This window comes from Candidatus Dechloromonas phosphoritropha (genome assembly GCA_016722705.1).
Taxonomy (GTDB): Bacteria; Pseudomonadota; Gammaproteobacteria; order Burkholderiales; family Rhodocyclaceae; genus Azonexus; species Azonexus phosphoritrophus.
This window is the reverse complement of record JADKGN010000004.1, coordinates 2,240,857-2,264,058: the sequence shown is the minus strand read 5'-3', so window position 1 is coordinate 2,264,058 and position 23,202 is coordinate 2,240,857. Positions and strand designations below refer to the sequence as shown.

General features: G+C 58.4%; 18 protein-coding genes and 3 pseudogenes. 3 read left to right on the top strand and 18 right to left on the bottom strand.

The genetic code is table 11. The features are described 5' to 3' along the window. Nucleotides 1-14: 14 nt before the first annotated feature. From IPP03_16660 to IPP03_16630, 7 genes and pseudogenes are all read right to left on the bottom strand, one after another. Entirely contained in the window at nucleotides 15-320 is a 306-nt protein-coding gene (locus IPP03_16660) for a hypothetical protein (protein MBL0354197.1), read from the bottom strand. Nucleotides 321-403: 83 nt separating this feature from the next. Then, complete coding sequence (gene phnE / locus IPP03_16655) at nucleotides 404-1,204, bottom strand: phosphonate ABC transporter, permease protein PhnE (GenBank protein MBL0354196.1); 801 nt, start codon at nucleotides 1,202-1,204, stop codon at nucleotides 404-406. Continuing rightward, complete coding sequence (locus IPP03_16650) at nucleotides 1,201-2,049, bottom strand: ABC transporter permease subunit (GenBank protein ID MBL0354195.1); 849 nt, start codon at nucleotides 2,047-2,049, stop codon at nucleotides 1,201-1,203. Before IPP03_16650 ends, phnE begins: the two co-directional genes overlap by 4 nt. After that, entirely contained in the window at nucleotides 2,046-2,924 is an 879-nt protein-coding gene (locus tag IPP03_16645) for an ATP-binding cassette domain-containing protein (protein ID MBL0354194.1), read from the bottom strand. The genes IPP03_16650 and IPP03_16645 overlap by 4 nt, the downstream gene beginning before the upstream one ends. Further along, on the bottom strand, nucleotides 2,921-3,784 hold the full coding sequence (locus IPP03_16640; GenBank protein ID MBL0354193.1) for a putative selenate ABC transporter substrate-binding protein: 864 nt from the start codon (nucleotides 3,782-3,784) through the stop codon (nucleotides 2,921-2,923). The genes IPP03_16645 and IPP03_16640 overlap by 4 nt, the downstream gene beginning before the upstream one ends. 765 nt (nucleotides 3,785-4,549) lie before the next feature. After that, on the bottom strand, nucleotides 4,550-7,153 hold the full coding sequence (locus tag IPP03_16635; protein MBL0354192.1) for a DEAD/DEAH box helicase family protein: 2,604 nt from the start codon (nucleotides 7,151-7,153) through the stop codon (nucleotides 4,550-4,552). A gap of 616 nt (nucleotides 7,154-7,769) precedes the next feature. Next, nucleotides 7,770-8,318: pseudogene (locus IPP03_16630) on the bottom strand (site-specific DNA-methyltransferase). A 92-nt stretch (nucleotides 8,319-8,410) separates the two neighbouring features. Between IPP03_16630 and IPP03_16625 the strand changes: the two are divergent. After that, a pseudogene (locus IPP03_16625) lies at nucleotides 8,411-9,804 on the top strand (IS1380 family transposase). A gap of 213 nt (nucleotides 9,805-10,017) precedes the next feature. Here the strand turns inward: IPP03_16625 and IPP03_16620 are convergent. Further along, nucleotides 10,018-10,692 carry a site-specific DNA-methyltransferase gene (locus tag IPP03_16620; GenBank protein MBL0354191.1) on the bottom strand — a complete coding sequence of 225 codons (675 nt, stop codon included), beginning with the start codon at nucleotides 10,690-10,692 and terminating at the stop codon, nucleotides 10,018-10,020. Between the two features lie 568 nt (nucleotides 10,693-11,260). Here IPP03_16620 and IPP03_16615 point away from each other — a divergent pair. Both IPP03_16615 and IPP03_16610 read left to right on the top strand, forming a co-directional pair. Then, nucleotides 11,261-12,991: a protein kinase gene (locus IPP03_16615; protein ID MBL0354190.1), complete on the top strand. Its 1,731-nt coding sequence runs from the start codon at nucleotides 11,261-11,263 to the stop codon at nucleotides 12,989-12,991. Nucleotides 12,992-13,434: 443 nt separating this feature from the next. Beyond that, nucleotides 13,435-13,563 (top strand): hypothetical protein, encoded by a 129-nt coding sequence (locus IPP03_16610; GenBank protein MBL0354189.1) that lies wholly within the window; start codon nucleotides 13,435-13,437, stop codon nucleotides 13,561-13,563. Here IPP03_16610 and moaA read toward each other — a convergent pair. The 10 genes and pseudogenes from moaA to IPP03_16560 form a co-directional block, all read right to left on the bottom strand. Beyond that, nucleotides 13,564-14,552 (bottom strand): annotated as a pseudogene (moaA, locus tag IPP03_16605) (GTP 3',8-cyclase MoaA). Nucleotides 14,553-14,622: 70 nt separating this feature from the next. Then, nucleotides 14,623-15,030 (bottom strand): hypothetical protein, encoded by a 408-nt coding sequence (locus tag IPP03_16600; protein ID MBL0354188.1) that lies wholly within the window; start codon nucleotides 15,028-15,030, stop codon nucleotides 14,623-14,625. A 17-nt stretch (nucleotides 15,031-15,047) separates the two neighbouring features. Beyond that, on the bottom strand, nucleotides 15,048-16,181 hold the full coding sequence (locus tag IPP03_16595; protein MBL0354187.1) for a 4Fe-4S dicluster domain-containing protein: 1,134 nt from the start codon (nucleotides 16,179-16,181) through the stop codon (nucleotides 15,048-15,050). Beyond that, nucleotides 16,178-16,642, bottom strand: coding sequence for a hypothetical protein (locus tag IPP03_16590; protein MBL0354186.1), 465 nt, complete (start codon nucleotides 16,640-16,642; stop codon nucleotides 16,178-16,180). Before IPP03_16590 ends, IPP03_16595 begins: the two co-directional genes overlap by 4 nt. Beyond that, nucleotides 16,639-17,322 carry a hypothetical protein gene (locus IPP03_16585; GenBank protein MBL0354185.1) on the bottom strand — a complete coding sequence of 228 codons (684 nt, stop codon included), beginning with the start codon at nucleotides 17,320-17,322 and terminating at the stop codon, nucleotides 16,639-16,641. Before IPP03_16585 ends, IPP03_16590 begins: the two co-directional genes overlap by 4 nt. Beyond that, nucleotides 17,319-17,768: a DUF309 domain-containing protein gene (locus tag IPP03_16580; GenBank protein ID MBL0354184.1), complete on the bottom strand. Its 450-nt coding sequence runs from the start codon at nucleotides 17,766-17,768 to the stop codon at nucleotides 17,319-17,321. The genes IPP03_16585 and IPP03_16580 overlap by 4 nt, the downstream gene beginning before the upstream one ends. Before the next feature lie 9 nt (nucleotides 17,769-17,777). After that, nucleotides 17,778-18,614 carry a molecular chaperone TorD family protein gene (locus tag IPP03_16575; GenBank protein ID MBL0354183.1) on the bottom strand — a complete coding sequence of 279 codons (837 nt, stop codon included), beginning with the start codon at nucleotides 18,612-18,614 and terminating at the stop codon, nucleotides 17,778-17,780. Nucleotides 18,615-18,684: 70 nt separating this feature from the next. Next, on the bottom strand, nucleotides 18,685-21,324 hold the full coding sequence (locus IPP03_16570) for a molybdopterin-dependent oxidoreductase (protein MBL0354182.1): 2,640 nt from the start codon (nucleotides 21,322-21,324) through the stop codon (nucleotides 18,685-18,687). 25 nt (nucleotides 21,325-21,349) lie between these two features. Continuing rightward, the gene (gene nrfD, locus IPP03_16565) at nucleotides 21,350-22,207 is read right to left on the bottom strand and encodes a polysulfide reductase NrfD (protein MBL0354181.1); all 858 of its coding nucleotides are present in this window, start codon (nucleotides 22,205-22,207) and stop codon (nucleotides 21,350-21,352) included. Nucleotides 22,208-22,217: 10 nt separating this feature from the next. After that, nucleotides 22,218-22,928 (bottom strand): 4Fe-4S dicluster domain-containing protein, encoded by a 711-nt coding sequence (locus IPP03_16560; GenBank protein MBL0354180.1) that lies wholly within the window; start codon nucleotides 22,926-22,928, stop codon nucleotides 22,218-22,220. Between the last annotated feature and the right edge of the window lie 274 nt (nucleotides 22,929-23,202).

Genomic DNA, 23,202 nt, shown 5'->3' with positions numbered 1-23,202 from the left:
TCCGGTAATCGACGTTACGGCCTTGTAGGCCGTGCCAATCCTAGGTTGTTGTTAGGTGACCCGAGAACCGTACCCTCTTTTATTTCCACTTTTTCATTCTGCCCTGTTCCGTGGTGGTCTGGGTGATAACGAATAATGCCATTCAACAAGGTATTTTGCGAAGCAGATTCAGCCGTCCCTGTGCGCCGATCGTCAGGTGATAAGTCAGGCATTGGCAGTTCTACCTGTGCCCGTGCGAGAAAATTGGCGAGTGCTTCGGCTTTCCGCTGGCACTGGCTCACTTCGGCGGCAATGGTCATTTGATCGGTTTCTTCAATCAAGCCCGGACAGCTTTCTCTTCGTGATCAGCCAGCATAGGGAAGCGGTCGCCGTCCCGCCAGAAACGACTTTTCCCCGCGCTTACTCAGGCATTTTGCCTGCTACGGACCCACTGGCTCAGCGCATCCACCGCCAGCACCAGCACCAGCATTGCAGCGAGCACGGTGGCTGCTTCGGCCTGCTGGAAAATCGAGAGGTGGTAATACAGCATCTGCCCGAGGCCGCCGGCGCCTACGAAGCCGAGCACCGCCGCCATGCGGATGTTCATCTCGAGCCGGTAGAGGCTGTAGGCGATGAACTGCGGCCAGAGCAGCGGCAGGCTGCCGTAGATGAAGGCCAGGGGCGCGCCGCTGCCGGCCTCGTGCAGGGCGGCTTCGGGGGCGGGCGGCGCGTTTTCGATGGCCTCGGCAAACAGGCGGCCGAGCACGCCGGTTGTGTGCAGTGCCAGCGCGAGCGTTCCGGCAAAGGGGCCGAGGCCGGCGGCGAGCACCATCAGCGTGGCCCAGACCAGTTCCGGCACGCTGCGCAGCACATTCAGGCACAGCCGCGCCGTCAGCTGCAACGCGCGGCTGAAGCGCCCGGCGGCCGGCAGCGCCAGCGCGAATCCGCCCAGCACAGCGAGCAGGGTGCCGATGGCGGCGACGGCGAAGGTTTGCAGCGCCCCGAGGGCGGTCTTTTGGAGGAAGACCGGCTCGCTGGCGGGCGGGAAGAATTCGCCGACAAAGCTGACGATGCCGCGCAGCGCCTCCATCGATACCAAGGCGCCGTAGTCGATCTGCAGATAGACGAAACTGCCGACGACTGCGGCCAGCAGCAACAGCGTGGTCAGCAGGCAGTTCAGGCAGAAATCGCCGGCACCGCGCGGGGTGCAGGTTGGCGCATTCATGCCAGTGCCCGCCGCAGAGTGGCGCTGATCGCGTCGGCAATCAGCACCAGCAGCAGGAAGACAAGCAGGATGGTGCTCGCTTCGCCGCCGTTGAGCATCTTCATCGACTGGTCCATCAGCTGGCCGAGGCCGCCGGCACCGACGAAGCCCATGATGACGGAGGCGCGCACCGCGCATTCCCAGCGATACACGGTATAGGAAGTCAGTTCCTGCTCAGCATTCGGGATCAGTCCGTAACACAGCGCCGCTAGCCGGCCGCTGCCACCCTCGAGCAGAGCGCGGGCAGGACGGGTGTCAGTCGATTCGAGGATTTCGGTATAGACCTTGCCCAGCATGCCACCATAGGTCACCGCCAGCGCCAGCACTCCGGCGGCAGGCCCCAGCCCGAGCACGCGGACGAACATCAACGCCCAGACGATCTCCGGGATCGCCCGCAAGCCGGCCAGAACAGCGCGACTGGCGCCGCGCGCGCCGCGGCCGCGCCAGCGACTCGGACCGGGACCGATTGCCGAGACCGACAGCGCGCGGGTGGCGACAAAGGCCAGCGGGATCGCCAGTAGCGCCGCCAGCGCGATGCCGGCAGTAGCGATGGCGAGCGTTTCCAGAGTCGCTGTCAGCACTAGGCCGAGGAAATCCGGCGTGTGCGCCGGCGGGAAAAATCCGCCGAGAAACCCGCCGATGACCTTGAGGTTGCCGGCCTCGAACAGCACGCCGGCCCTGAATTCGGCCAGCAGCAACAACGGCCACAACACCACTACCGACGCCAGCGCGACACCGAGCCGGTTCAGCGCGGCCGGGTCGCGCATCTCAAAAGCCGGTGCTGGCGGGACGACGATTGGGTTCATCCGCAGCCTCGGCAGTCGCCCAGTCGCACCACGTTGGAGGCTTTGGCGGTGGGGTTGTCGACGGTATCAAAGGCATTGAAAGTATCGAGCGCGCCGAGCAGCGCCGGATCGTTGGTTTGTGTCGGCACCACGCTACCTTCGCCGGCATAGAGATCGCGCAGCAGCGCTGTGGTGACCTCGCTGGCCGGGAGATCGAAGACGGCTTCGCCGTTGCGTAGGCCGATCACGCGCGGGAACCATTTCAGCGCCAGATCGACCGCATGCAGGGAAGCGATCAGCGTCGCGCCACGCTTGCCCGTTTCCGCCACCAGTTGCGCCAGCGCCGCGTCGGCCAGCATCGGGTCGAGCGCCGAAACCGGCTCGTCGGCGAGAATCAACTGCGGTTGCTGGTAGAGTACGCGGGCAATCCCGACGCGCTGCAATTGCCCGCCGGACAGGCGGTCGCAGCGGTCGAACAGGCGGTCGGCCAGGTCCAGCCGCGCCAGCGCCAACTGCGCGCCAGCGATGTCGGCGGGATAGAGCATCGAGAGCAGGCCCTTCCACGCCGGCCATTGCCCGAGCCGGCCGGCGAGGATGGCTGTGATCACGCGCTGGCGCGGCGGCAGCGGCGGCGCTTGATGCACGGTGCCGATGTGCGCCCGCAGCCGGCGCAATCCGGCGGGCCCAAGCTGCCAGGGGTTCTGCCCCAGTACCTCGAGGCGGCCGTCAGTCGGGCGCAGGGCGGTGCCAAACAGGCGCAGCAGGCTGGTCTTGCCGGCGCCGGACGGGCCGATCACCGCCACGCACTCGCCTGCCTCCAGCCGCAAGTCGAGCGCGTGCAGTGCGCGCAAGCCGTTGGCGTGCGCCAGGCCGAGGCGCACCCCATGAACACTCACTTGATCAGCCCGGCGCTTTTGGCGGCCTGTTCGATGCCATCGTAGTTGGCGGTCTGGGTGGGAATGAATTTCGAGGCGCGCTGCAAGTCCATCAGTTCCTTGTGCGCCGGATTGGCCGGATCGAGCTTGAGGAAGGCCTCGGTGAGTTTTTTCGTCAGCGCGGCATCGAGTCCGGGGCGCACAGTCCAGTTGTAGTCGAAATACGGCGGCGTGATGGCAATCACGCGGACGCGCTTGGCATTGGCATCGCCTTTTTCAACCAGCTTGTCCATAACCGAGGCATTGAGTACACCGGCATCGGCCTTGCCGGATGCGACAAATGCCACGGTGGCGTCATGCGCTCCTGAGAAGGCGACGTTTTTGAAATCCTGGTCCGGCTGGATGCCCGCTTGTATTAGGAAGTAGCGCGGCATCAGGTGGCCCGATGTAGAGGAGGGCGAACCGAAGGCGAAATTTTTGCCCTTCAGGTCGGTAAGCGCTTGGGCCGGGCTGTCGACGGGAACGATGAACTTGCTGGTGAACTTTTTGTCTTCGACACGCTGCACGATCGGCTTTGCTTCGCCGTTGGTGCGGATCTTGGCCTGCACGAAGGTGAACCCGCCGAGCCAGGCCATGTCGATCTTCTTCGCGGCGAGGCCCTCGACCACCGCCGCATAGTCGCTCACCGGCGTGAATTGCACCGTGAGCCCGGTTTCCTTTTCCAGGTACTCGCCGAGGGGCTTGAACTTGCGCTGCAGTTCAGTCGGCGACTCGTCAGGAATCGCCGAGATTCGCAAGGTGCCGGCGAAGCAGGTGGCGGCACCCAGCATCACAGCGAGCGAGAGTGCGCTCCTGGCAATTAGACGCGGCATAGGGATCATTGTTTTCTCCTGTTGAGGTTCATGATGGGGAATTCCCGCGCGCAGCTTATCAGGATACTGAAGTCGCCAGCCATACGACGGCCAGCGCGCTGTCCCTTTCCTGGAATGCGGGCAAGGTCAATCCGGCTGCCATGCCGGATACCATGCCTCGACGTGGCCTGGTGGGTAGTTTATTGAGCCGGCACGATAATAATTGAAGTATTTAAATCAGACCTCATCCATCGTGCATTGAAAAAGGTGACGCAAGATATTCGACACTGGAGCAACTACACGAGCGACGCCAGCAGGTCGTTTGGTTACATCGCAAGGGCTACCCGCTTTTTTATCGGAAATCAATGGAACACAACGGAACGATACAGACTAGAAAGCCTGCATTTACGCAGGCCTTGTGGAATATTTCGGCATTCACCGGAACTCCGGTAATCGGCGTTACGGCCTTGCAAGCCGCGCCAATAATAGATTTAAGTTAAGGAATACGCGAACAGTACCCGCTTTTATACCCGCTTTTTTCATTCTGCCCTGTTTCCTGATCATCGGAGTGATGACGAATAATGCCATCATTACCCATGCCTCGCCTAGCCACTGGCTCGATGCAGAAGCTAGCGAACAGGCGCGAAGCCGCGCCGTTGCGTTGTTTTAGAAATTTCGATTTCCATCATGGGAACAGATATGGGAACACTTTTTGAAAATATCCCGTGAATGATGCCATGATTGCCGTCCCGCCAGCGACGGCATTTGCCCGCAAGAGCGGGGATCGCTTGCACTTTAGCCCATGAAGTTTGGCAATCGGGTCTGCCACTCGGGCATTAGCACCAGATCGCATTCGACGGTTGTACCGTCTTCCACCAGCAATTCCAGACTCCCCACTCGGGCAACGTGCTCTAGGGCAAAAGCATCGTTCATCAAGCGCAACACAGCTTTTTTATATTCCGTGTCATCGTTCCCTGCGAGGTGCTTGCCCTTCATTTCCAGCACCACCAGTTTGTTACCCGATTCACTGAGTTGGGTGGCAAAGATAAAATCCGGGTAGATTTTTTCCCGCCGCCATCCCTGAACTGAATAATGGGAACGTGCCACGTTGCGGTGCCACCACGTCAAAGCATTTTCGCCATCGAGATAGACCGCAATTTCGCGCTCATCTTGGCTGGAAAAATCGCCACGGTAGATCGGTTGGAAAAGGCTTTTCTCGACGGCCAGCTTTTCTGCGGTAGGCGATTCGAATGTTTCTGCCTCAAATGGCATCCGCCAGTTGCAGCCATCCGTGCGCAAACGGAACTGGATACGGCCTGCCGCAACCTCTGCTCGAAACAGGGCCTCGCCCTTCTTGCTTCGCAGCTCGTCCAGCCACTTACGCAATTCTTCCACTATCAGGCCAGATAGCTGTCCGAGCTTGGCCCTGTCGAAACCGCGAGTTTCAAGGCCAGCGACAACTTTTCCGACGACTTCACGCGCCCACCACGCATTCGGCACGATGTCTGAAATCATTCGTGTCGCGTAACGAGTATCAAAAACCAGCGATTCACTTGAGGCACCAACAACCTCGGCCACAATCCGTTCCTCGCCCGAGTCCGCAAGATGGATACGCCGCATTTGGTGTTCGGCACTGTTGATGTTGTCGGGAATCTTGGCGACCAGTGGCGACACATCCAGCCCTTGCCAGTCGAGGGCAAACAAGATGTCTTCCTCGTAGTCCATCGGTCGAGTCTGGCCGTCTGCCACCCGCAACACCAATGGCAGAAAGATTTCGGCCTTGGCAAAGGTGGTCCGCCGCTGCACTGGTCGTGGGCCTGATGGCGAGTTCGGGTCGCTGGTACGAATCTCCTTGACTAAATCGCCCATGCCGTCCTCTTCCAGGCCCTTCTTGATGGCACCCACAACATCGCCTGTATTTGCATGATGGGTGATGACGTAGGACTCATCCAGCAGTGCCACCCCGGTTTTCTGAGCATGCGGCTGGCGAAGGATACGGCCTACCAACTGTGTCATGGCCGAAAGATTGGCGCTCGCCGCCAATGCACAAAGCACATAGGCAAACGGGCAGTCCCAACCCTCCTGCAATGCCTGCTTGGTAATGATGACGCGGACACGATTCGTGGCGCTCAACAAGTCCAGATTCTCGGGAGCGGCGAGGTCGTTTGTATCCGCTGTCTTGATGGCGATTTCGGCCTCGTCCAGTCCGCCTACTGTGGTAAGCCATTCCTTAGCGTCCAGCGCATGAACATGCGCCCCATCCCTCTGGTCAATGCCGGTGCGCTCTACCTGCACAAGCAAAATGGGGCGAATGTAGCGGCCCGTATTTGCTTGCAGTTGCCGTGCCGCATCGTCCAGCATCCGCAAGCGATTGAGTGCTGCCGCCAACGTATTCCGCCAGTCGGCACCTTTCCGTGGGTCGAGATTGAGCGGCATTTTGATCATGCCTTCGCGGTCGAGGTCGAGACCCTTGACCTCCACCAGCACGTTCGAGTAGCGGGCAGGTTTCGGCTTCTTGCCCTCGGACGGTGCCACGTCCTTCGGGGTAGCCGTCAGTTCCAGCACAAAGCACGGATTGAAACCATAAAGTGTCGCAAAGGCCAAGTCGGAAACGGCCTTATGCCCCTCGTCCATTACGACGACGGGCCGAATCAGGCGCAAGGCGTTGCCGAGTGAATCCTTGACCTGCGGCCACGGATACGCGGTGCCAGCCAGATCATAAATGTCCAGATTTGGGGTTTGCCTCCGTACCTCAGCGTGAGCTTCCTGATCACCCTCGGGTGGGAAAAATCCGTGTACATCGCCACGGTCGCGGAACATTTTCAGCGAATCCTTGTTCTCGCGGTTGGACGATTGCAGCATCAGCAACATCACGCACAGGTGGCCTTCTACGTCGCGTGCATCCAGTTGGTCGGCTTTCTCCAAGATTTGTACCGCATTGCCCGAGAGCACGTCGAGCATTTGCCGATAAGGGTGCTGGCGGTCGATCAGTTGCCGCTTGGTCTGGGCATAGATGGCCTCGTTCGGCACGATCCAAAGGACAAAACCCATATTCCTGCCGAGATAGCGCCCGAAAATCTTGGATAGCGACGAAACGGCCAGAAAAGTTTTACCGCCGCCCGTCGGCACCTTGAATACGATGTTCGGTACCGCCCGCCCGATGCCGTCAAAACGGGAGGAATAAGGGATCGCCTGCCGTGAGTCGGGCACCTTGCCTGCTGCCTTCAACGCCTCCCAGGTTTTCAGCGCGAAGTCCGGCACTTCAAGTCCAAGGTCAGGCTGTTCCGCCGCCAGCTTGGCAATGCCATCAGCCCGCTTTTTCTGGCTGGAAAGCTCGTCCAGATAATCGTCCAGCCGTGTTAGGACACGGCTCTGGTAGTCGAGGTCGCGCAAGGACATTTTAGCCTCGCTCGACGCGGTACAAGGCCCACGGCAGCGGGGCAAACTCTACGGGAACCTTTTCCTCATCCAGCAGTTTCTGCGAAACAAACTTGGCGGCAGCGAAAACAAGGTGCCGCTTGCCCGGCTTCGACTCGGCGAGTGCCTTGGCCTTGGTCAGCGTCAGGGCCGAGTCGCGGGATTTGAGGAAATCAAGATCGGGCTTGTAGATGAGCCAAACATGGAACGTGGCTGACTCCCCAAGGTAGCCTTGTCCGTCTTTCTCGAACACCTTGGCAGGGTTGATCGCCTCGTTGGTTGCCATGTGGAACAGCAGAGCACCCAAGGAATCGAAACTCGGCAGGTTCTCGCCCGTCAACATCCTGTCCATATCAACGGCCTCGCCCAATGTGCAATAGGTGAAGCTGCCACCCAAGCCTTCGGTTCGTTCCTTGATGGCCTTGATGCCTTCCACGATCAGTTCGCCATCCTTCACCTTTTTTTCGATCTTGTCGAAGCGATGGCCGTCCAGATTTTCGATACTGGCAATCTGCGCCAGCAGTTTGTCGGCTTTTTTCAGGTCGCTGAACGTGAGGGACTGTTTCAACAGTTCTTCACGTTGTCTGCCTTGGAAGCTGTACCCATTTATGACGCGGCGGACTCGCTCGGCAGTGAGGTCGTCAGCGTATTTTTCGCACTCCACCAAAATGAATTTGCGGTCGCCGCCATCCTCTTTGTTGGTCGCGAGAACTGCATGTCCCGTGGTACCTGAACCAGCAAACGAATCAAGAACTATTGAGTGTTCTGTTGTCGCTAGGGTCAATATCCTAGCGATAAGCTCCACCGGCTTCGGGGTAATGAATATGTCCTCCCCTTTGTTCGCGCCCAAGATTGCAGACAATGCTTGCTTTGAGTTTCTTGTGCTACCAACGTCTTGCCACCGCCAGATTGTCTGGGCAACAACCCCATCTTTGACTTCAGACAAAAATCGCTTAATGCCAGGTCTGTTGTCTCCTGACTCGCCCCACCAAATTCGATTATCCCGATCAAACTCAACGAACTTATCTTTGCTTACCCGCCAGTAGCTTCCCGCTGGCGGCCCTTTGATGACTTTGCCGTTCTTCGTGGCAATAGGGTACTGGCCCTGTGCGTAATAGTTTCTCGCTGCCAAATCACTAACCCGAATTTTTCATAAAAGCAGGCGAATCTCGTTTAACCCATTGATATAATTGGGGTTACGCCAATAACGCTTTGTAAGAAGCCTAAACGAGACCGCCTATGGACTATTCTATCCCAACCCAGCTTCGCTTTCCCGCCAGCGCCGGATTTACGATCCGGGCAGAGTTTGACGGCGGGGCGATGTCCTCCGACTTTGGCGCACTCCTGTTGCGTGGCATCGACCTGCAAATCGGCCTGATTCCCCGCCTGGTCAGCGCGATTCACGACAAACGCCACGCCTCGTACATTGACCATCCCCTGGCCGACCTGCTCCGCCAGCGGATATTCCAGACCGCCAGCGGTTACGCCGACGGTAATGACGCCAACACGCTGCGGCGCGATCCGCTGTTCAAACTGGCGGTCGGTCGTGCCCCGCTGGACGAGGGAAATGACCTGGCCTCCGGCCCCACGCTCTCCCGGCTCGAAAACAGCGTATCGCGCAAAGACATTTACCGCCTGGCCAAAAGCTTCGTCGACGCCTTCATCGCCAGCTACGCCCAAGCGCCTGCCGTGATCGTGCTCGATATGGATCACTCGGAGGATGCCACTCACGGGCAGCAGGAACTGGCGTTCTATAACCCCCACTACGGGAATCACTGCTACCTGCCGCTGTTTCTCTTCGAAGGACTTTCCGGGAAGTTCATTACTGCCGTCCTGCGTCCGGGCAAACGCCCGACTGGCAAGGAGAACGCGGCCATCATCAAGCGCGTGCTGCGCTTGCTCCGCCAGGCTTGGCCCGAGACCCACATCATTCTGCGCGGGGATGGCCACTTCTCGAATCCCGAACTGATGGCCTTGTGCGCGTCCGATCCGCATCTGGACTTCCTCTTCGGCCTGGCCGGCAACCAGGTGCTCTCGCCCAAGGCCGAGCCGCTGCTGAAGAAAGCCCGTGCGCTGCACCAGACACACAGCGCCAACGCCCAGCGCCTGGGGAACGCCGAGCCTGCGGCGACACGACTGTACGACGATATCGAGTATCAGGCGGGCTCGTGGCCCAAGGCTTACCGCGTGGTGGTCAAGGCCGAGGTGATGGCCTTGGGTGACAACCCGCGGTACGTGGTGACCTCGCTGTCCGACCCGACGCCTGATGTGCTTTACAAAGAGCTGTACTGTGCTCGAGGGCAGGACGAGAACTTCATCAAGGCGGTGAAGAACGACTTGGCCAGTGACCGGACCTCCGATCATGCCTTCCTCGCCAATCACCTGCGGCTGTTCTATTCGTGTGCGGCGTATGGGTTGATTCACGGCTTGCGCGAGAACACGCTGGTGCATACGGAACTGGCCAAGGCGCAACCGCTGTCGATTATCCTGAAACTCTTTAAGTTGGCGGTGCGCGTGGTGCAGTACAAGGATCGGATCAAGCTGTCCTTGCCTACGTCGTGTCCGATGAAGGGGTGCTGGCGCGGGTGACCGAGTTGCTTTACCTCGTCCCGCGCCCGCCGGCACCGGCCTGATCGACTCGGCGACGCCGTCTCATGCTACCGACTCGAATCCGCTTGAGCGGAGGTCAGGTCTCGCCAGCGCTCTGTCCAGGGATCGATGGCGGCAGGGTGTGATGCCCAAAAGTTGGGGTATTTGGCCGATCGTGGCGGGTTGGCAGCAAAATTCGCAGCAAGCTGACTCGCATCACGGCTGGAATGGCACGACATTGACATCGCGCGGCGGGTTTATGAAACATCCGGGGTAAGAAGCCACGGGCCACGGGGGTCATTGTCGGGATTCTTGTATCGAGCAAGCATCTCGTCTGTTCGCGGCAACAGATTCATGCTCCATAGCGCTGCATTTTTTGCATAAACCAAGACATAATCATGATCCACACTGAAATGCTCAGCCGTATTCTTTGGGCTGTCCATCTTGTGCCAGATGCAGCAGGCAATGAAGTTCTGTATTCCAAAGATGGCATCGAGCATTGCTCTCGCCTGATGCACCTCGTTGTCGTCAAGCGTGATCCAGATGCTTCCGCCTTCCCCAAGCAGTTCATGCAATAGCCGCAAGCGAGGCCACATCATGGCGCACCATTTGTCGTGCCGCAGGCCATCCTCGATACCGACAGGATTTTCTGAAAGCCACTGCTGCATCATTGGGCTATTCACATTGTCGTTGTAGCACCAGCCCTCGTTTCCCGTGTTGTAAGGTGGGTCGATGAAAACACAATCCACTTTGCCCGCATACATCGGCAGCAGCGATTTCAGCGCGTGCAGGTTGTCGCCGTGGATGATCAGATTGCCATCCGGCCGTGCTTCGCCTACCGATTTATCGGGGTCTGGCACCAGCGGCCGATGCGGTACGGCGAGGTGGTGGTTATAGACAAACTCCTTGCCCTTGAAACTGAGTTCCGGCATGGGGGCTTCCTCCCTTTGATTTGTCCGTCATTGTAGGTTGTGTGACGCTTTTCAAGTAAGCCCATACCCTGCCGCCCAACCAATCCCACGGAAATTTATTGACTGAATGGAATCCCGTGCGTCTGTCACGCTGACTTATCGATTTTACGAAACAGATTCAGACACCCCTGCATAAATCGCTACCAGGCCCACCGTCAATGACCGTTCACCGTGACCAGTGTAGGATGATCGATTACTGAGCCAGTGGCTTCCAAACGCGAAATAATGAATCGGACAAAACAATCGCGGGTCTATCTGTTTCCGCAAATCACTCAGAGCGCGGCGCTGGAAATCGCGTCACGGACTCTCGCGCAACCCGTGGTTGCGGGGACCTTGACCTGCCACGGCAAGAAGCCAAGCAACTTCCGCATCTACACCAACCCGCCCGAACCGTGCTGGTACGTTCAAGCACCATGGGGTGATGGGAAGGATGGACTTATGCTTCGCAGCAGTCGCGTGATTGTGATAGACAGCCGGACGGGCGTCGTTCACTACGACGGCCCAGCCGGTGACGAGGGCTAGCCGATCCATGCAGCTATCTATCTTTCCGCTCGATAACACGTATCGGCTTGTTCGCACACTTGGCGAAGGTGGCTTCGGGCGGGTCTGGCTGGCGGAGGATGTGCTGATCGCCGGTCGCTATGTGGCCGTCAAGCAACTCAGGAACGAGGCGATCAGCAATCCTTCAATGCTGATTGAGGAAATGCAGCACCTTTCCGCGCTCGATCATCCGCATGTCGTCAAGTTTCTCCACCACTTCGCGGACGAGGAAAATCTCTATCTGGTGATGGAGCATTGCGCGGGCGGTAATCTGGCAGACGCTATGTGCGGTCGACCGCTCGATTCCGTCAGGGTGTTCGCTTGGGCAAAGACGTTAGCCGACACGCTGGCCGCCGTTCATCGGCATGGCATCGTTCACCACGACATCAAGCCGCAAAACCTGCTGCTGACGGACGACGGGCGCTTGAAGGTCGCCGATTTCGGCGTGGCGAACAGGAACTGGGGCACGCGCGCCTACATGGCGCCTGAACTTTCCCTTGGTGAAGCCGCCAGCGACGACGTGCGTATCGACATCTATGCCCTCGGTGTTACGTTGCTGGAGCTATTGCTTGGCTGCAATCCGTTGCGCACGATTCCTGACAACGAACTGTTGCGGGCGAAAATACAGCACGAATTTATCCCGACGACCCTCGACCGCTGGATTCAAGAACTACTGCTAAAAGCCACCCATCCGACGCCCGAGCAACGATTCCAATCGATGACTGATTTTGCCGAGGCCATCGAATCGCGCCATGTACCCTATATTATCGACGGCAACCGGATCAAGGCGCATAGCCTGGCGGAGAAGGCGCGTACCCTGCTTTCGCGAAAGAAGTGGGTCACGGCCAAAAAATGTGTCGACCAAGCTCTACCTGTCGCGCCGGACTGTGTTTCGGCGCTTGTCGTAGCCGGCCGCCTGGAATTGATGCTGCGGCGCACGGCACATGCCAAGACATATTTCTCCGAAGCGGTGCGGATCAGCCCCCGCGTTGCCTTGCAAAAGGAACTCGGCTGGATCGCACTCGAAGAAGGGAACCACGCCCAAGCGATTTCGATGCTGACCGACCATCTGCAACGCGAAGCCGTCGACTTCGAAGCGTGCAATCTTCTATTGCAATGTTTCTATCAGACCGAGCGCTACGAAATTGGCGAGCATCTGGCCGAAACCGTGATGGCACAGGGCGCTGCCAATAACTGTTTTGAGAACAATCGTTTTTTGTGCCGTCTGCTTTCGGGTGAGTATTCGCGCGACTTTCTGGAAAATTACGACAAGAGTTCTCTGACCAATCCCTTTGCGCGCCTGAACTTTGAGATTGCCACGGAACGCCCGAAGAGTTGGCACAAAGACGGCCCCCCATCGCTCAAGTCAAAATTACTCTTTCAGGATTACCGCTTTGACCCAAGCGAGAAACGTCGGAAGCCCCAAACGATGTTTTTTGACTGTGGTGACGGCTATGTTTACTCGTTTCAGACACCACTGATCACGTTCGGTCGGCTCGACACAAACCACATCCCGTTCAACCAAAACGGCATCAGCCGCCGGCATGCGGTAATCGTCAACCTTCCCGACGATGTCTGGATTTATGATCTGGGCAGTGTCACGGGTACGGCAGTCGATGGTGAATCGGTTCGCGGCAAGGCGTTTCTGGATGGTGTGCATACGGTGAATATTGGTTCGCGCACCATCCGGGTCGCCACCGACGAGGCATTGTTGATCTGAGGTCGTTTGCCCTATTTGAGGCCGAGCAGGAAGTCGACCAGCTTTGGGCCGCCGAATAATGCATTGAGTTCAGGGAGAACACGATGACCGCTCAGATGTAGAAATCCGGACTTCATCTGACAAAGGGTGTCAGTTCAGATCGGGACTGACCGGCAAGAATCGACCCTCAGCCGTCTCATGACATTAGAAAGCTATTTGGCTGCTTACTGAACACAAAGCCGCCTCTCAAAGATTTCAGGCGGGTGACTCTTGATCGGCCATTCCGCCCATTCGGATGCTGGATCGTCACGGTCAGCAATACCCCGGTTACCTGCCTCTCAGCATAATATCGCGCTGAACGTCAGCTTTCGTTTTGACGAACGCGAACAATCGACCCCTAGGCGGAAGCATCGAGGCCCGCAGAAGCCACCATACGCGCCGGCGAGCGAACTTATATTGCCAACATGCCGGTCCAAAACGGTGGCCGCATTGCCGATACGGCGGCTGGACTCGGCATTTCCCGCAAAAACCTATGGGAAGAGATGAAAAAAATGGGGCTTGAAGTAAGTATCTCCGGCCAAGTCGCTGAGTAATCAGCCGCCAGTCATCGACATAAAGCGTACAGTTTTTTCCGGGCGCTCGTTGAATTCATGGCGCTCAGGTTTGTTGAGCAGTGCCAACGTCAGGGCTTGATCGAGGTCAGCATCACTGGCGCCGCCCCGCAGCATGCCGCGCAGATCCAGACGGTCTTCCTGACCGAGACAGAGGTGGAGGGCGCCATCGACTGTCAAGCGGACACGGTTGCAGGTCTCGCAAAAATGCTGTGACAGCGGTGTGATGAATCCGACGCTGAAATTCTCGTGCGGGCTGACTAGGTAACGCGCCGGGCCCCCCCCGGGAATCAGGCCATTGATCAGGCCGAAGCTTTTTTCAAGGACTCGATCAACGGCTGTAGGCTGGCAAAGCTGGCATTGCGCCGGGTCTAGCCCATGGGCATGGTTTCGATAAGCCGGAGAATGAAGCCACCCTGGCGACAAAAATCGATCATTGCTTCCAGTTATTCGTCATTGGTCCCGGCCAGCCAGACCATGTTGATCTTGAGCGGGGCGAAGCCGGCGGCTCGGGCTACCGCCAGTCCGTGCAAGACATCGGGCAGCACGTCGCGGTGGGTGATGGCGGCAAAGCGTTCCGGCCGCAAGCTGTCCAGGCTGATATTGAGGCGATCAATGCCCGCGGCTTTCAAGGCTGCGGCATGTTTGGCTAGTTGTGTGCCGTTAGTGCTGAGGGAAAGGTCATCGATGCCCGGGATGGCCTTGATGCGACGGCTGCGGTCGGTCAGACGGTTGCGCAGCAGTGGTTCGCCGCCAGTCAGGCGAACCCGGCGCAGGCCGCGCCGGGCAAAGATGCGAAGAATTCGTTCAATCTCGTCAAAGTTGAGCCAATGCGAGGGCTCCTCGTAAGAGTCAAATTCCTGCGGCATGCAGTAGGCGCAGCGCATGTCGCAACGGTCGGTGACCGAGAGTCGCAAGTATTCGATGCGTCGCCCGAAACGGTCAGATAGCTCGCTGTGTTGCAGGGTCATGGCTTGGCCAGAAAAGTTTGAACCGTGATAGCTACGCAAAAAGTCGGCCAGCGATTTTCGCCAGAGATCTTCACATGCTGGCGCCAGAGGGGTTATTGGCGACCAGGCTGGAATGCCAGAGTGCAGCGCCTTGAACAGCCGATTCCAGCGCCATTCCCGCTTCCACCCGGTCCATGATCAGGCGTTGCAGGATGGCACCGAGCATGGCGACGTTGTCGGCCATCAGCGGTTCGACTTCGCGGAGGAATTCGATGGTCGGCGGATCGAAGGCATAAGCCGTCAGAAAATCTTCGAAATCCTTGCTGGTCGCCAAGGCGTAGCACATATCGTAGATCAGGTTGAAGCTGCGCAATTGCTGGACTTCATCGGCGACACCGAGATTCATGCGCACTTCTTCCGCCAGATCGCGACGGAATTCCTCAAGGCCGTAATCGGCCCTGGCCTTGACAACATCTTCGGTTGAGAACTCCCATTGCATGTTTTGTCTCCTGAAAATCAGCCAAAAATGGCTGCAAAGGCATCTTCGTCATCGCGGCAGATCGGGCAGGTTTGCTCCGGCGATGGCGAAACGAAATGGCGGTCGCAACGCTGGCAGCGTTGTTTGTTGAGGCTGAGCAGGACGCGGTTGGCTTGCTCGGGACGGGCGTCGAAGCTGGCCTCGGCATCGAGCACCCGGGGCTGGCAGACTTCGAGGCAGGCCATGCAGGCGACGCAGCGATCCTGACGAAAGGTCAGCGCCCAGGCATCTGGGTTTTCATCAATCTGCAAGGCGGCGGTCGGGCAGACCCGGAAACAGGCTTCGCAGACGGTGCAGCCGGGATGCAGGCTCAGTTGCATGAGCGGCAGACCCTCATGGAGCGTGACTGGGAATGGGTGTTCGTCCTTGCGTTGGCAGACGATCTGCAGCAACTCGCGCCGTTCGGACAAGGCGTAGGGCCCTGGCCGGATTGCTTTTTCCGGAATAGGAGCGGCTTCCCGTGGTGTTTCGGCGAGAACGACCTCGTCGATGCCGCGCCCGATCAGGCGCCGGAACAACTGGCGGCGCGCCGGCGCAAACGCATTTTCCTGCTTGGCCTCGCCACCTGCTGCGCCGGGCCGTGGATTCGGGGCCAGCACCGGCATCACCCAGTTTTCGAGTGGTTCGCCATCGCCGAGGCCGGCTTGCGCGCCCTGATGCAGCATGGCCAGCGCGTCCTGATGGATGGCAAGTTGCGGCGCACCGGTTTTCCCATGAGGGCATTCGGTACAGTGCCAGTTGCCCAGCAAGGTGACTGGAATGCAACGTTTGGCCAGATAGGCCAGGGCAATGCCATCGACGGCGCCAAGACAGGGAACGATGGCATCCGCCTTGGCACCCGAAGGGGCGCAGGCGATGCTCCAGCTTGGCTGGCGGATAGCCTGGCGAAGCAGATCAATCAGTTTGAAGCTGGCACTCGACCAGGACCCAGTATGGCAGGCGCTGACACACAGGCCACAATTCTGGCATTTTCCGGCGTCGACCGCAGCACCCTCGTCAGACAGGGTAATCGCCTCATGTGGACAGGCATCGGCACAACGGCTGCACTCGCTGTAACGAAATCGGAAGCGTGTACAGTTGCTGGCGCGAAAACTGGGGGTGGCGAGGCTCATTTCGGATTGCTTTGCAGCTTTTGCAGGGGCGTGCCAACTTCACAGGTATTGTGGGGAATGACGAATTGAAAACTGCCCTTGGGCGCGCCATCGGCCGCATTTAGGCTATCCGGTACGGTCGTCGCCGCCTTCCAGCTAGTCAGCCCGCCCTTGACTGCCAAAATATTTTTCCCGGGATGTTTTTTCTCTAGCAGGCCGCCAATCCTCAGCGCCTCCTGGTCGTTATCGGCCAGCACTACAACTGTTGCCGTGGGGTTGATTTCAAGGCCTGCCCGGTAGGGGAGTGCATCCTTCAGCGGCACCTTTGTACGCTGGCTTTGGCTACGTCCGTCAATGACGCAGCACGGTGGGCTTTCCTTCAGCGCCTTGCTCAGTTTCTCGCCGTCCAGTAGGGATACGCTGGCAGAGGCGAAGTCGAAAGCGAGCAGGCCCACCACGAAGGCAAGATGTTTGGGTTTCATAGAGGCTCCATCACCACTTCGGAAAAAGGTCCGGGATCGGTATCCGGTATCCATTCCTTGCGCCGCTGATACAGCTTGGTCGGTAACGCCAACTGCCGCACCTGACCGAACTCGATCCACTCTGCCAGAGGCGGTTCGCTGTCTGAGAGCGGCGCGATCCAGAGCCGCTCACCGAGTTTCTCGACAAGGCTGGCACAAAGGTTGAGATCGGTGTCGTCACGAATATCGGCCAGCACGAGCACGGTCTGTGCGCCTCGCGCCAACATTTCACCAATCCACCATTCGACATGGGTACCGGTACCTATCCCATCGGCGCGCAGGATTTCCCAGGTTGGCTCGCAGAGCGAGGGAGTTACGACCTTGAAATCGGCGTTGGAAACGGTCTCGAATGACCAGTCGACCGCAAGCTTGCGGACTGGGACACAGAGGCCAACGCGTTCTGCACCAAATTTGGCTGCCAGACGACTGATTACCTTGCTATCGGACAGCGCGGCCTCGCCGACCAGCACGCGGCTGGCACCGGCAGTCAGCAGGGTTTCGGCACGCTCTTCATTGCCTACTGGCAAGACAACGGATGCTTCACGATTCTTGAAGTCAGTTAGTCCTGGCGCGTCGAAGACAAACTGCTCACCGATGTTTTCATCAATGACATCGCTGAGGCAACAGAAACGAGGGATCATGGCACTGCACGATAGTATTGAAATTTCGGATAGGCAAAAGGATACAGCGGGCAGGGATCATCAGCTGCAAGTCCGCATAGCAAAGGGCGTAATTCCTGAAGGATACCGACGATGGGGTCGATGGCCACGCCGAGGTAGCTCGGTCTGTATTTGTTCAGGGCAACCAAAGCATCGTCTGCCATCAACAGCGCGCCTTCCTGGTTCTGGTTTTGGGTGAAAAAGAGCGCCAGCACGGCAAAGGCCATAGCCTGGAGGAACTCGGCCTCCGGATCGTTCTGGCCAAGGACGCTGTTGCGGATCAGGCGTGACCAGCGCTCATTGAGCCAGTCGTGCAGCTGGCCGAGCTGGTTGCTATCCCACATGGCGGCAACTTCACTCCAGTCAAGCTCAGAGAGTACCTGGCGGTCAGGGGGCAATATAGGCTGGGCGTGCAGGTCAAGCAGCATGGTGATACCTCAGAAACGCAGGTCATGCAAGGTGTGGACTTTAGCGCCACCGACTTCCTCTTCTTCAGAGGGGCAGGCTCCGCACACCGGCTCGTCAGGATTGAACTCTACCTTGCTCTCACTCTTTGGGACGACGGCGCGGCCCATATCGAGATCGTCCAGGTTCTTGAGGTTCATGGCAGTAATTTCTTCTTGGGCGAAGCCGCCGAGGAAGCGTGCCATTTCCCGGTAAAAGGAGTGATTGGCGGCCCGTTCGATCAAGCGACTGTAGCCGCGTGCCCAAAGGCCCAGATGCTGGGTCCAGAACCGTTTTATGTCCTTTTCAAGACGCCTGTACTCCTTCATGTGATCGCTCTCGAGCGCTGCGGCGCAGCGATTCAGTAGTTCGCCGACAAAGAGCAATTCAACACCCAGTTGGTCGGCAAAAACCTCGAAGCGCCCTTTGCACAAGGAAAACCCGGCCTCCCGATAAATACGCTCAACCTGGAAATGCGGTTCCTGCTTGAAGCGCCCCATCAGGCGGACGGACTCGATGGGCGGGAAACCACCCGACGAGGCGAACAGAGTGGCGTATTCACAGGCCAGGGTTTCACTGAGGCTCGCTTCATCGACGTCGAGAAAATCCGCGTCAAAGGCAATGCCGGCTTGAGCCAGATGACTGAGAGAACCAGATTCGCGCAGGGCGGCGATAAACGCCAGACCGGGTTCTTCGATGAACACACCGGCCAGCATGCGATAGATGTCGGCACGGGCGAGACATTCCTCCAGAAGCTCGGCAGTGTCGATTTCTGGTGAGTTTCCAGCGGCCTTGTCAGCACGCTCAATGGCAAAAACGCTATCTAGCATTACAACTCCCGAAAAAACGGCCCACCGGGCTACCGGCGGGCCGAAACTCGTTGCTACAACCGAACCCCAATCAATGGCCACCACCGGTCTTGTGCTTGACGCTTTCCGGCCCGGCCCAAGATGCCATTTCAGGGTGCATCTTGCGGTGCAGGTCGCCGGTATAGGCGTAGCGCATCGTTTCCTTGTAAGCGGCAAGGTGCTTGTCCCAGTCGCCCTGGCTATCACCGTATTTGTCGTTGGGACCAGCCTTGGTGACCTTGACCACAGTATCGTACCAACCCTGGGAACCACCAATGGGGTCGGCCACTACCGGGATGATATTGTTCGGGTGAACACCTTTGTCGTCCCACCAGACATTGTTCAGGTCAGGGTCGTCCTGACCGTTGCTATAGATTGCCTTATTATCCTTAAGTCTCAGGGTCGCCAGACGGCCGTATTCCCAGTGGCCGAAGCCGGTCGGGATGGATACAACCTTGGGATGGATACCTTCCGTGACATAGGCCTTCGTCACCAGGTGGCCGACTGGACTTTCAACACGTACCAGATCGCCAGTTTTGACTCCCAGTTTCGCAGCGGTTTCCGGATTCATCCATGCCGGATTGCTGTGGGCAATTTCGGCAAGCCATTTGATGGCTGCGGTGCGCGACTGCTTGTGCACATTGAGCTTGAAGGTGGACAGGATCAATTCGTCTTCCTTCATGCTTTCGTGCCACGGGATGCGCTTGAAGGTCGGCATCGGGTTGAAGCCATACTCCGCCCACTGATCGACGCGAACGTTGATCAGACGATTGCCGGTCGGGAAGCCGACACAGTTCTTGCCGCCGCGCCGTACGCCGATAGCCTTGCCGTTCTTGCTGACGATGCCCTTCGCGTCGACCGTTGCCCCGGCCATGTCGGCAACTGACAGTTCCTTCAAGTAGAGCCCGTACTCGGCCTTGATTTCGCGGCCGGTCTTGTCGGACACCTTGCCGGTTTTCGGGTTGAGCTGGCCGTAGATGGGCCAGACGCCGTGTTTCTTGAGGAAGTCGAGGCCACCAGCTTCCTTCAGGCCGGGAATGTTGTCGAAGTGTTGGCGCATATAGTCTTCGCCGTCTTTGAACTCCCAGAACTGCTTCATGCCGCGCTTGCCATCCGGATCAAGCTTCCAGACGATGTCACGCAGCAGCACACGGTTTTCGCGCGATTCGCCGAGCGATTTGTGCACCGGTTGGCGGATGCCCAGCCAGGGCCACAGGGAGTTCGGCATCGACTCCGGTTCCCAGCGCTCCAGGTAGGGGCAATCAGGCAGGATGAGGTCGGCCAGCGCCGTTTCCTCGCCCATGAAGGGACTCATTGAAACGAAGTACGGAATCAGCTTCTCGTCCTTGTACAGCTTTCCCCACACTGCCATCGACCCCGGGTTGGTATAAACGGGGTTGTCCTGGTAGGTGAAGGCCACGTTGATCTTCTGTCGTCCTTCAGTGATCCAGAAGGGGACCAGATGGCTCACCTTGTGCGCCGCCAGGGGGTACTCCGGCGGATGGGCAAGGACCGAATCGTGGGCGGGCTTGCCCGGTTCCGGCATCGGTTGTGGCCAACCCATGCCGCGTGGCAGGCAATATCCGCCTTTCTTCTCGACATTGCCGGTCATGATCGGCAGCATCATGCAGGCTTTCTCGTTGTATGAGCCGTACAGGTGCTTGGCCGGACCACGATAGGTAAATAGTGTCGCTGGCTTGGTGGTGGCGAACTCGCGGGCAATGCGCTCGATGGTCTCGACCGGCACACCGGAAATTTTCGAAGCCCATTCCGGGGTGTATTGCTTGTAATGCTCCTTCAACTCGCTAACCGTGACATTGGTCCAGTTCTCGATGAAGTCCGAATCCTGCAGATCATCGCGCAGGATGACGTGGCCCATGGCCAGCGCGACGGCGCCGTCGGTAGCCGGAAAGACAGGAATCCACTCGTCCGAGAAGCCCGCTGTATTGGACAGGCGCACATCGAAGGTGACGATCTTCATCTGGTTGTCGATCCGGCCTTCCGTCACCCGCTGCGACAGCGGGTTATGGAAGTAGGAGGCCTCCAGAACGTTGGAGCCGAAATTCAGCACGTACTTGGCGTTGGCAAAATCCGGCGTCTCGATGTCCGGCCCCCAAGTCGGTTCCATGCCACATTTTTTGGATGATTCACAGACCGAGGTGTGATTGAGCACCGTCGCCGAGCCGAGTGTTTGCATGAAACGGTCGAGGGTGCCGCCAGTCCGGTTGCGACCGTATTTCATCATGATGCTGTTCGGGTCTTCCATGAGTGCTGCATCGAGCTTGGCGGTCAGTTCGGCCAGTGCCTCGTCCCAGGTGATACGTTTCCACTTGCCTTCGCCACGCGCGCCAACCCGTTTCAGTGGGTAGAGAATGCGATCCGGATCGTAGCTGTACCACATGCCGGAATTGCCCTTGGCGCAAAGGCGGCCGCGGGTTGAGACATGCTCTGGGTTGCCCTCGAGCTTCACTACCCGATCGTTCTCGATATAGGCAATGGCGCCGTCCTGGATATTGCAAACGTGGCAGTTGGTCGGGATAGCCTTGCGTTCCGCGCCGCTGACCGGACCGAAGTCCTTGCCGCCGAGATCGTTTTCCATCGCCGTCAGCAGACGGGGTGCCGCGGCAGCCGCTGCGCCGGTACCGGCACTGACCTTGAGGAAGGTGCGGCGTGTGACTTTTGGGATTTCCATGTTCTTTATCTCCTCGTAACCTGGATCAGTACAGGGCTTGCAGTTGTTGCGGGGCCATCAGCAGGACATAGCGCAGCGCGGCGCTGCCGGCCAGGATGAGCAGGGCCGATACAAGCGCCACGCCCTGGCTCTTGCCGATTGGCGCAAACAGCATCAAGGCTGGCAAGACGCTACCGCCGAGAAAGCCGACGCCGATGAAAAGCAGTCCCATCGTGCCTGTCGTCATGATCATGAAGGTCAGTTCCGATGCCGAGCCGCCGTAATTGGTCGTGCCCATGATCGAAACCAGCATCACGGCCACGGCGCCGGCCGACCACAGCATGTATTCGCGCAAGACCTTTTGCGCTTCGGCGTTGCCCGCGGCAAGCAGGGCACCGACCGCCGATCCGGACGCGATGGCGAGGGCGACGAATAGCACCGGCATGATCGGCGTATTCCAGACCGGGCGAGACTGGTGGACACTCAGGTCAAAGCCGGTGTAAATCGCCAGACCCAGGGCGAGCAGGGCCGTGATCAGGGCCAGCAGTTCCCCGTTCTTCTCATCCCCTTTGCGCAACGCCAGGATATAAACAATTGAGGCGATGCTGAAGGCAACGATATTGAGCGCACCCCAAGCCAGCGGCGACGTAAAGTTCAGGTACGCTGGATTGAGGATGTTGAGAAAGCGCAACGGCTGCGACAAGTCGGCGATCAACAGCATGCCGCCCAAGCCGAGCAGGACGAAGGAAGCGTAGGCTGTTTTTTCCCGCAGTGGCCTTAGCGCCGGTGTGCGCCATGAGCCGTAGGAAATGAAAGACAGGCCGGCGAGTATGCCAATCACAAAGAAGTAGACAGCATAACTCGCATGCCAAGACACATCATGGAACCAGACGTAATCACCCATGATTCTCCCCTTAGATCTTGAAGTTGCGCTTGAAGGCGGAACGTTCCAGCTCCATCACTTCGGGCTTTTGGTAGGCATCGCGACCAAACTCGGTCTGGTGGCGATCGGCCCCGATATAAAAGACGTGCGGCTTGGTACCTTGTTCCGGGCGCAGCACCTGAGTCGCGTTTGTCGCCACCAGGTAAGAAACTTCGCTGTTCGGATCGTTCAGGTCACCAAATACCCGTGACCGGCCGATACATGTCTGGACGCAGGCAGGCACCAGATTCTGGGCGACGCGGTGGAAGCAGAAGGTGCACTTGTCCACGACATTGGTGATTGGTGTGTAGGTGCGGTGCGATGGCAACATGAAGCGTGCGTTGTACGGGCAAGCGGCCATGCAGCTACGACAGCCGATGCAACGCTCATAGCGCTGCAGAACGAATCCGCCATCCTCAACCACAAACGTCGCCTCGACCGGGCAGTTCCGTACGCATGGGGGGTCTTCGCAGTGGTTGCACAGCCGTGGCAAGAACTGCTTCTTGACGTTCGGATATTTTCCAACCACTTTGTAGGGAACCCAAGTACGGTTCACGCCCAAGGGTGTGTCGTACTCCGCCTTGCAGGCGACCTGGCAGGCCATGCAGCCAATGCAGCGGCGAATATCGACCACCATTGCATAGCGCTTCTTGCGGGCTACACTGCGGGTTTCTGTCGGTGAAACCTTTGCATCTTCACTCATCTGCTTGCCTCCTCTGAATGCAATAAACTGTCCTCGGGAAAAAAGCTGGCTCTTTTTGGCACCGATATCGTTGCCTTCCCGACGAATGCTGAGGATGTAATGCAACAAGCGGGCCATGGGGTCGATGAATCACCGGATTTCTATGGTACGAGAGGCATTTGGGGTGCAACTCCATGTCAAGTCGAGAAGCCCAGTTGTTACGTTGGCGTAACACAGCGTATTTTTGTTGCACCGCAAGGTGCTACGCGGGCGTAACACCACGCAAATAGGACTG

Excerpts from the sequence above, each read along its gene's own strand:
- IPP03_16615 (MBL0354190.1), top strand. The coding sequence starts at position 11,261 with ATGCAGCTATCTATCTTTCCGCTCGATAACACGTATCGGCTTGTTCGC.
- IPP03_16635 (MBL0354192.1), bottom strand. The coding sequence starts at position 7,153 with ATGTCCTTGCGCGACCTCGACTACCAGAGCCGTGTCCTAACACGGCTG.
- IPP03_16580 (MBL0354184.1), bottom strand. The coding sequence starts at position 17,768 with ATGCTGCTTGACCTGCACGCCCAGCCTATATTGCCCCCTGACCGCCAG.
- IPP03_16575 (MBL0354183.1), bottom strand. The coding sequence starts at position 18,614 with ATGCTAGATAGCGTTTTTGCCATTGAGCGTGCTGACAAGGCCGCTGGA.
- IPP03_16640 (MBL0354193.1), bottom strand. The coding sequence starts at position 3,784 with ATGATCCCTATGCCGCGTCTAATTGCCAGGAGCGCACTCTCGCTCGCT.
- nrfD (MBL0354181.1), bottom strand. The coding sequence starts at position 22,207 with ATGGGTGATTACGTCTGGTTCCATGATGTGTCTTGGCATGCGAGTTAT.
- IPP03_16620 (MBL0354191.1), bottom strand. The coding sequence starts at position 10,692 with ATGCCGGAACTCAGTTTCAAGGGCAAGGAGTTTGTCTATAACCACCAC.
- IPP03_16570 (MBL0354182.1), bottom strand. The coding sequence starts at position 21,324 with ATGGAAATCCCAAAAGTCACACGCCGCACCTTCCTCAAGGTCAGTGCC.
- IPP03_16590 (MBL0354186.1), bottom strand. The coding sequence starts at position 16,642 with ATGAAACCCAAACATCTTGCCTTCGTGGTGGGCCTGCTCGCTTTCGAC.
- phnE (MBL0354196.1), bottom strand. The coding sequence starts at position 1,204 with ATGAATGCGCCAACCTGCACCCCGCGCGGTGCCGGCGATTTCTGCCTG.
- IPP03_16560 (MBL0354180.1), bottom strand. The coding sequence starts at position 22,928 with ATGAGTGAAGATGCAAAGGTTTCACCGACAGAAACCCGCAGTGTAGCC.
- IPP03_16650 (MBL0354195.1), bottom strand. The coding sequence starts at position 2,049 with ATGAACCCAATCGTCGTCCCGCCAGCACCGGCTTTTGAGATGCGCGAC.
- IPP03_16585 (MBL0354185.1), bottom strand. The coding sequence starts at position 17,322 with ATGATCCCTCGTTTCTGTTGCCTCAGCGATGTCATTGATGAAAACATC.
- IPP03_16600 (MBL0354188.1), bottom strand. The coding sequence starts at position 15,030 with ATGCAATGGGAGTTCTCAACCGAAGATGTTGTCAAGGCCAGGGCCGAT.
- IPP03_16595 (MBL0354187.1), bottom strand. The coding sequence starts at position 16,181 with ATGAGCCTCGCCACCCCCAGTTTTCGCGCCAGCAACTGTACACGCTTC.
- IPP03_16610 (MBL0354189.1), top strand. The coding sequence starts at position 13,435 with ATGCCGGTCCAAAACGGTGGCCGCATTGCCGATACGGCGGCTGGACTC.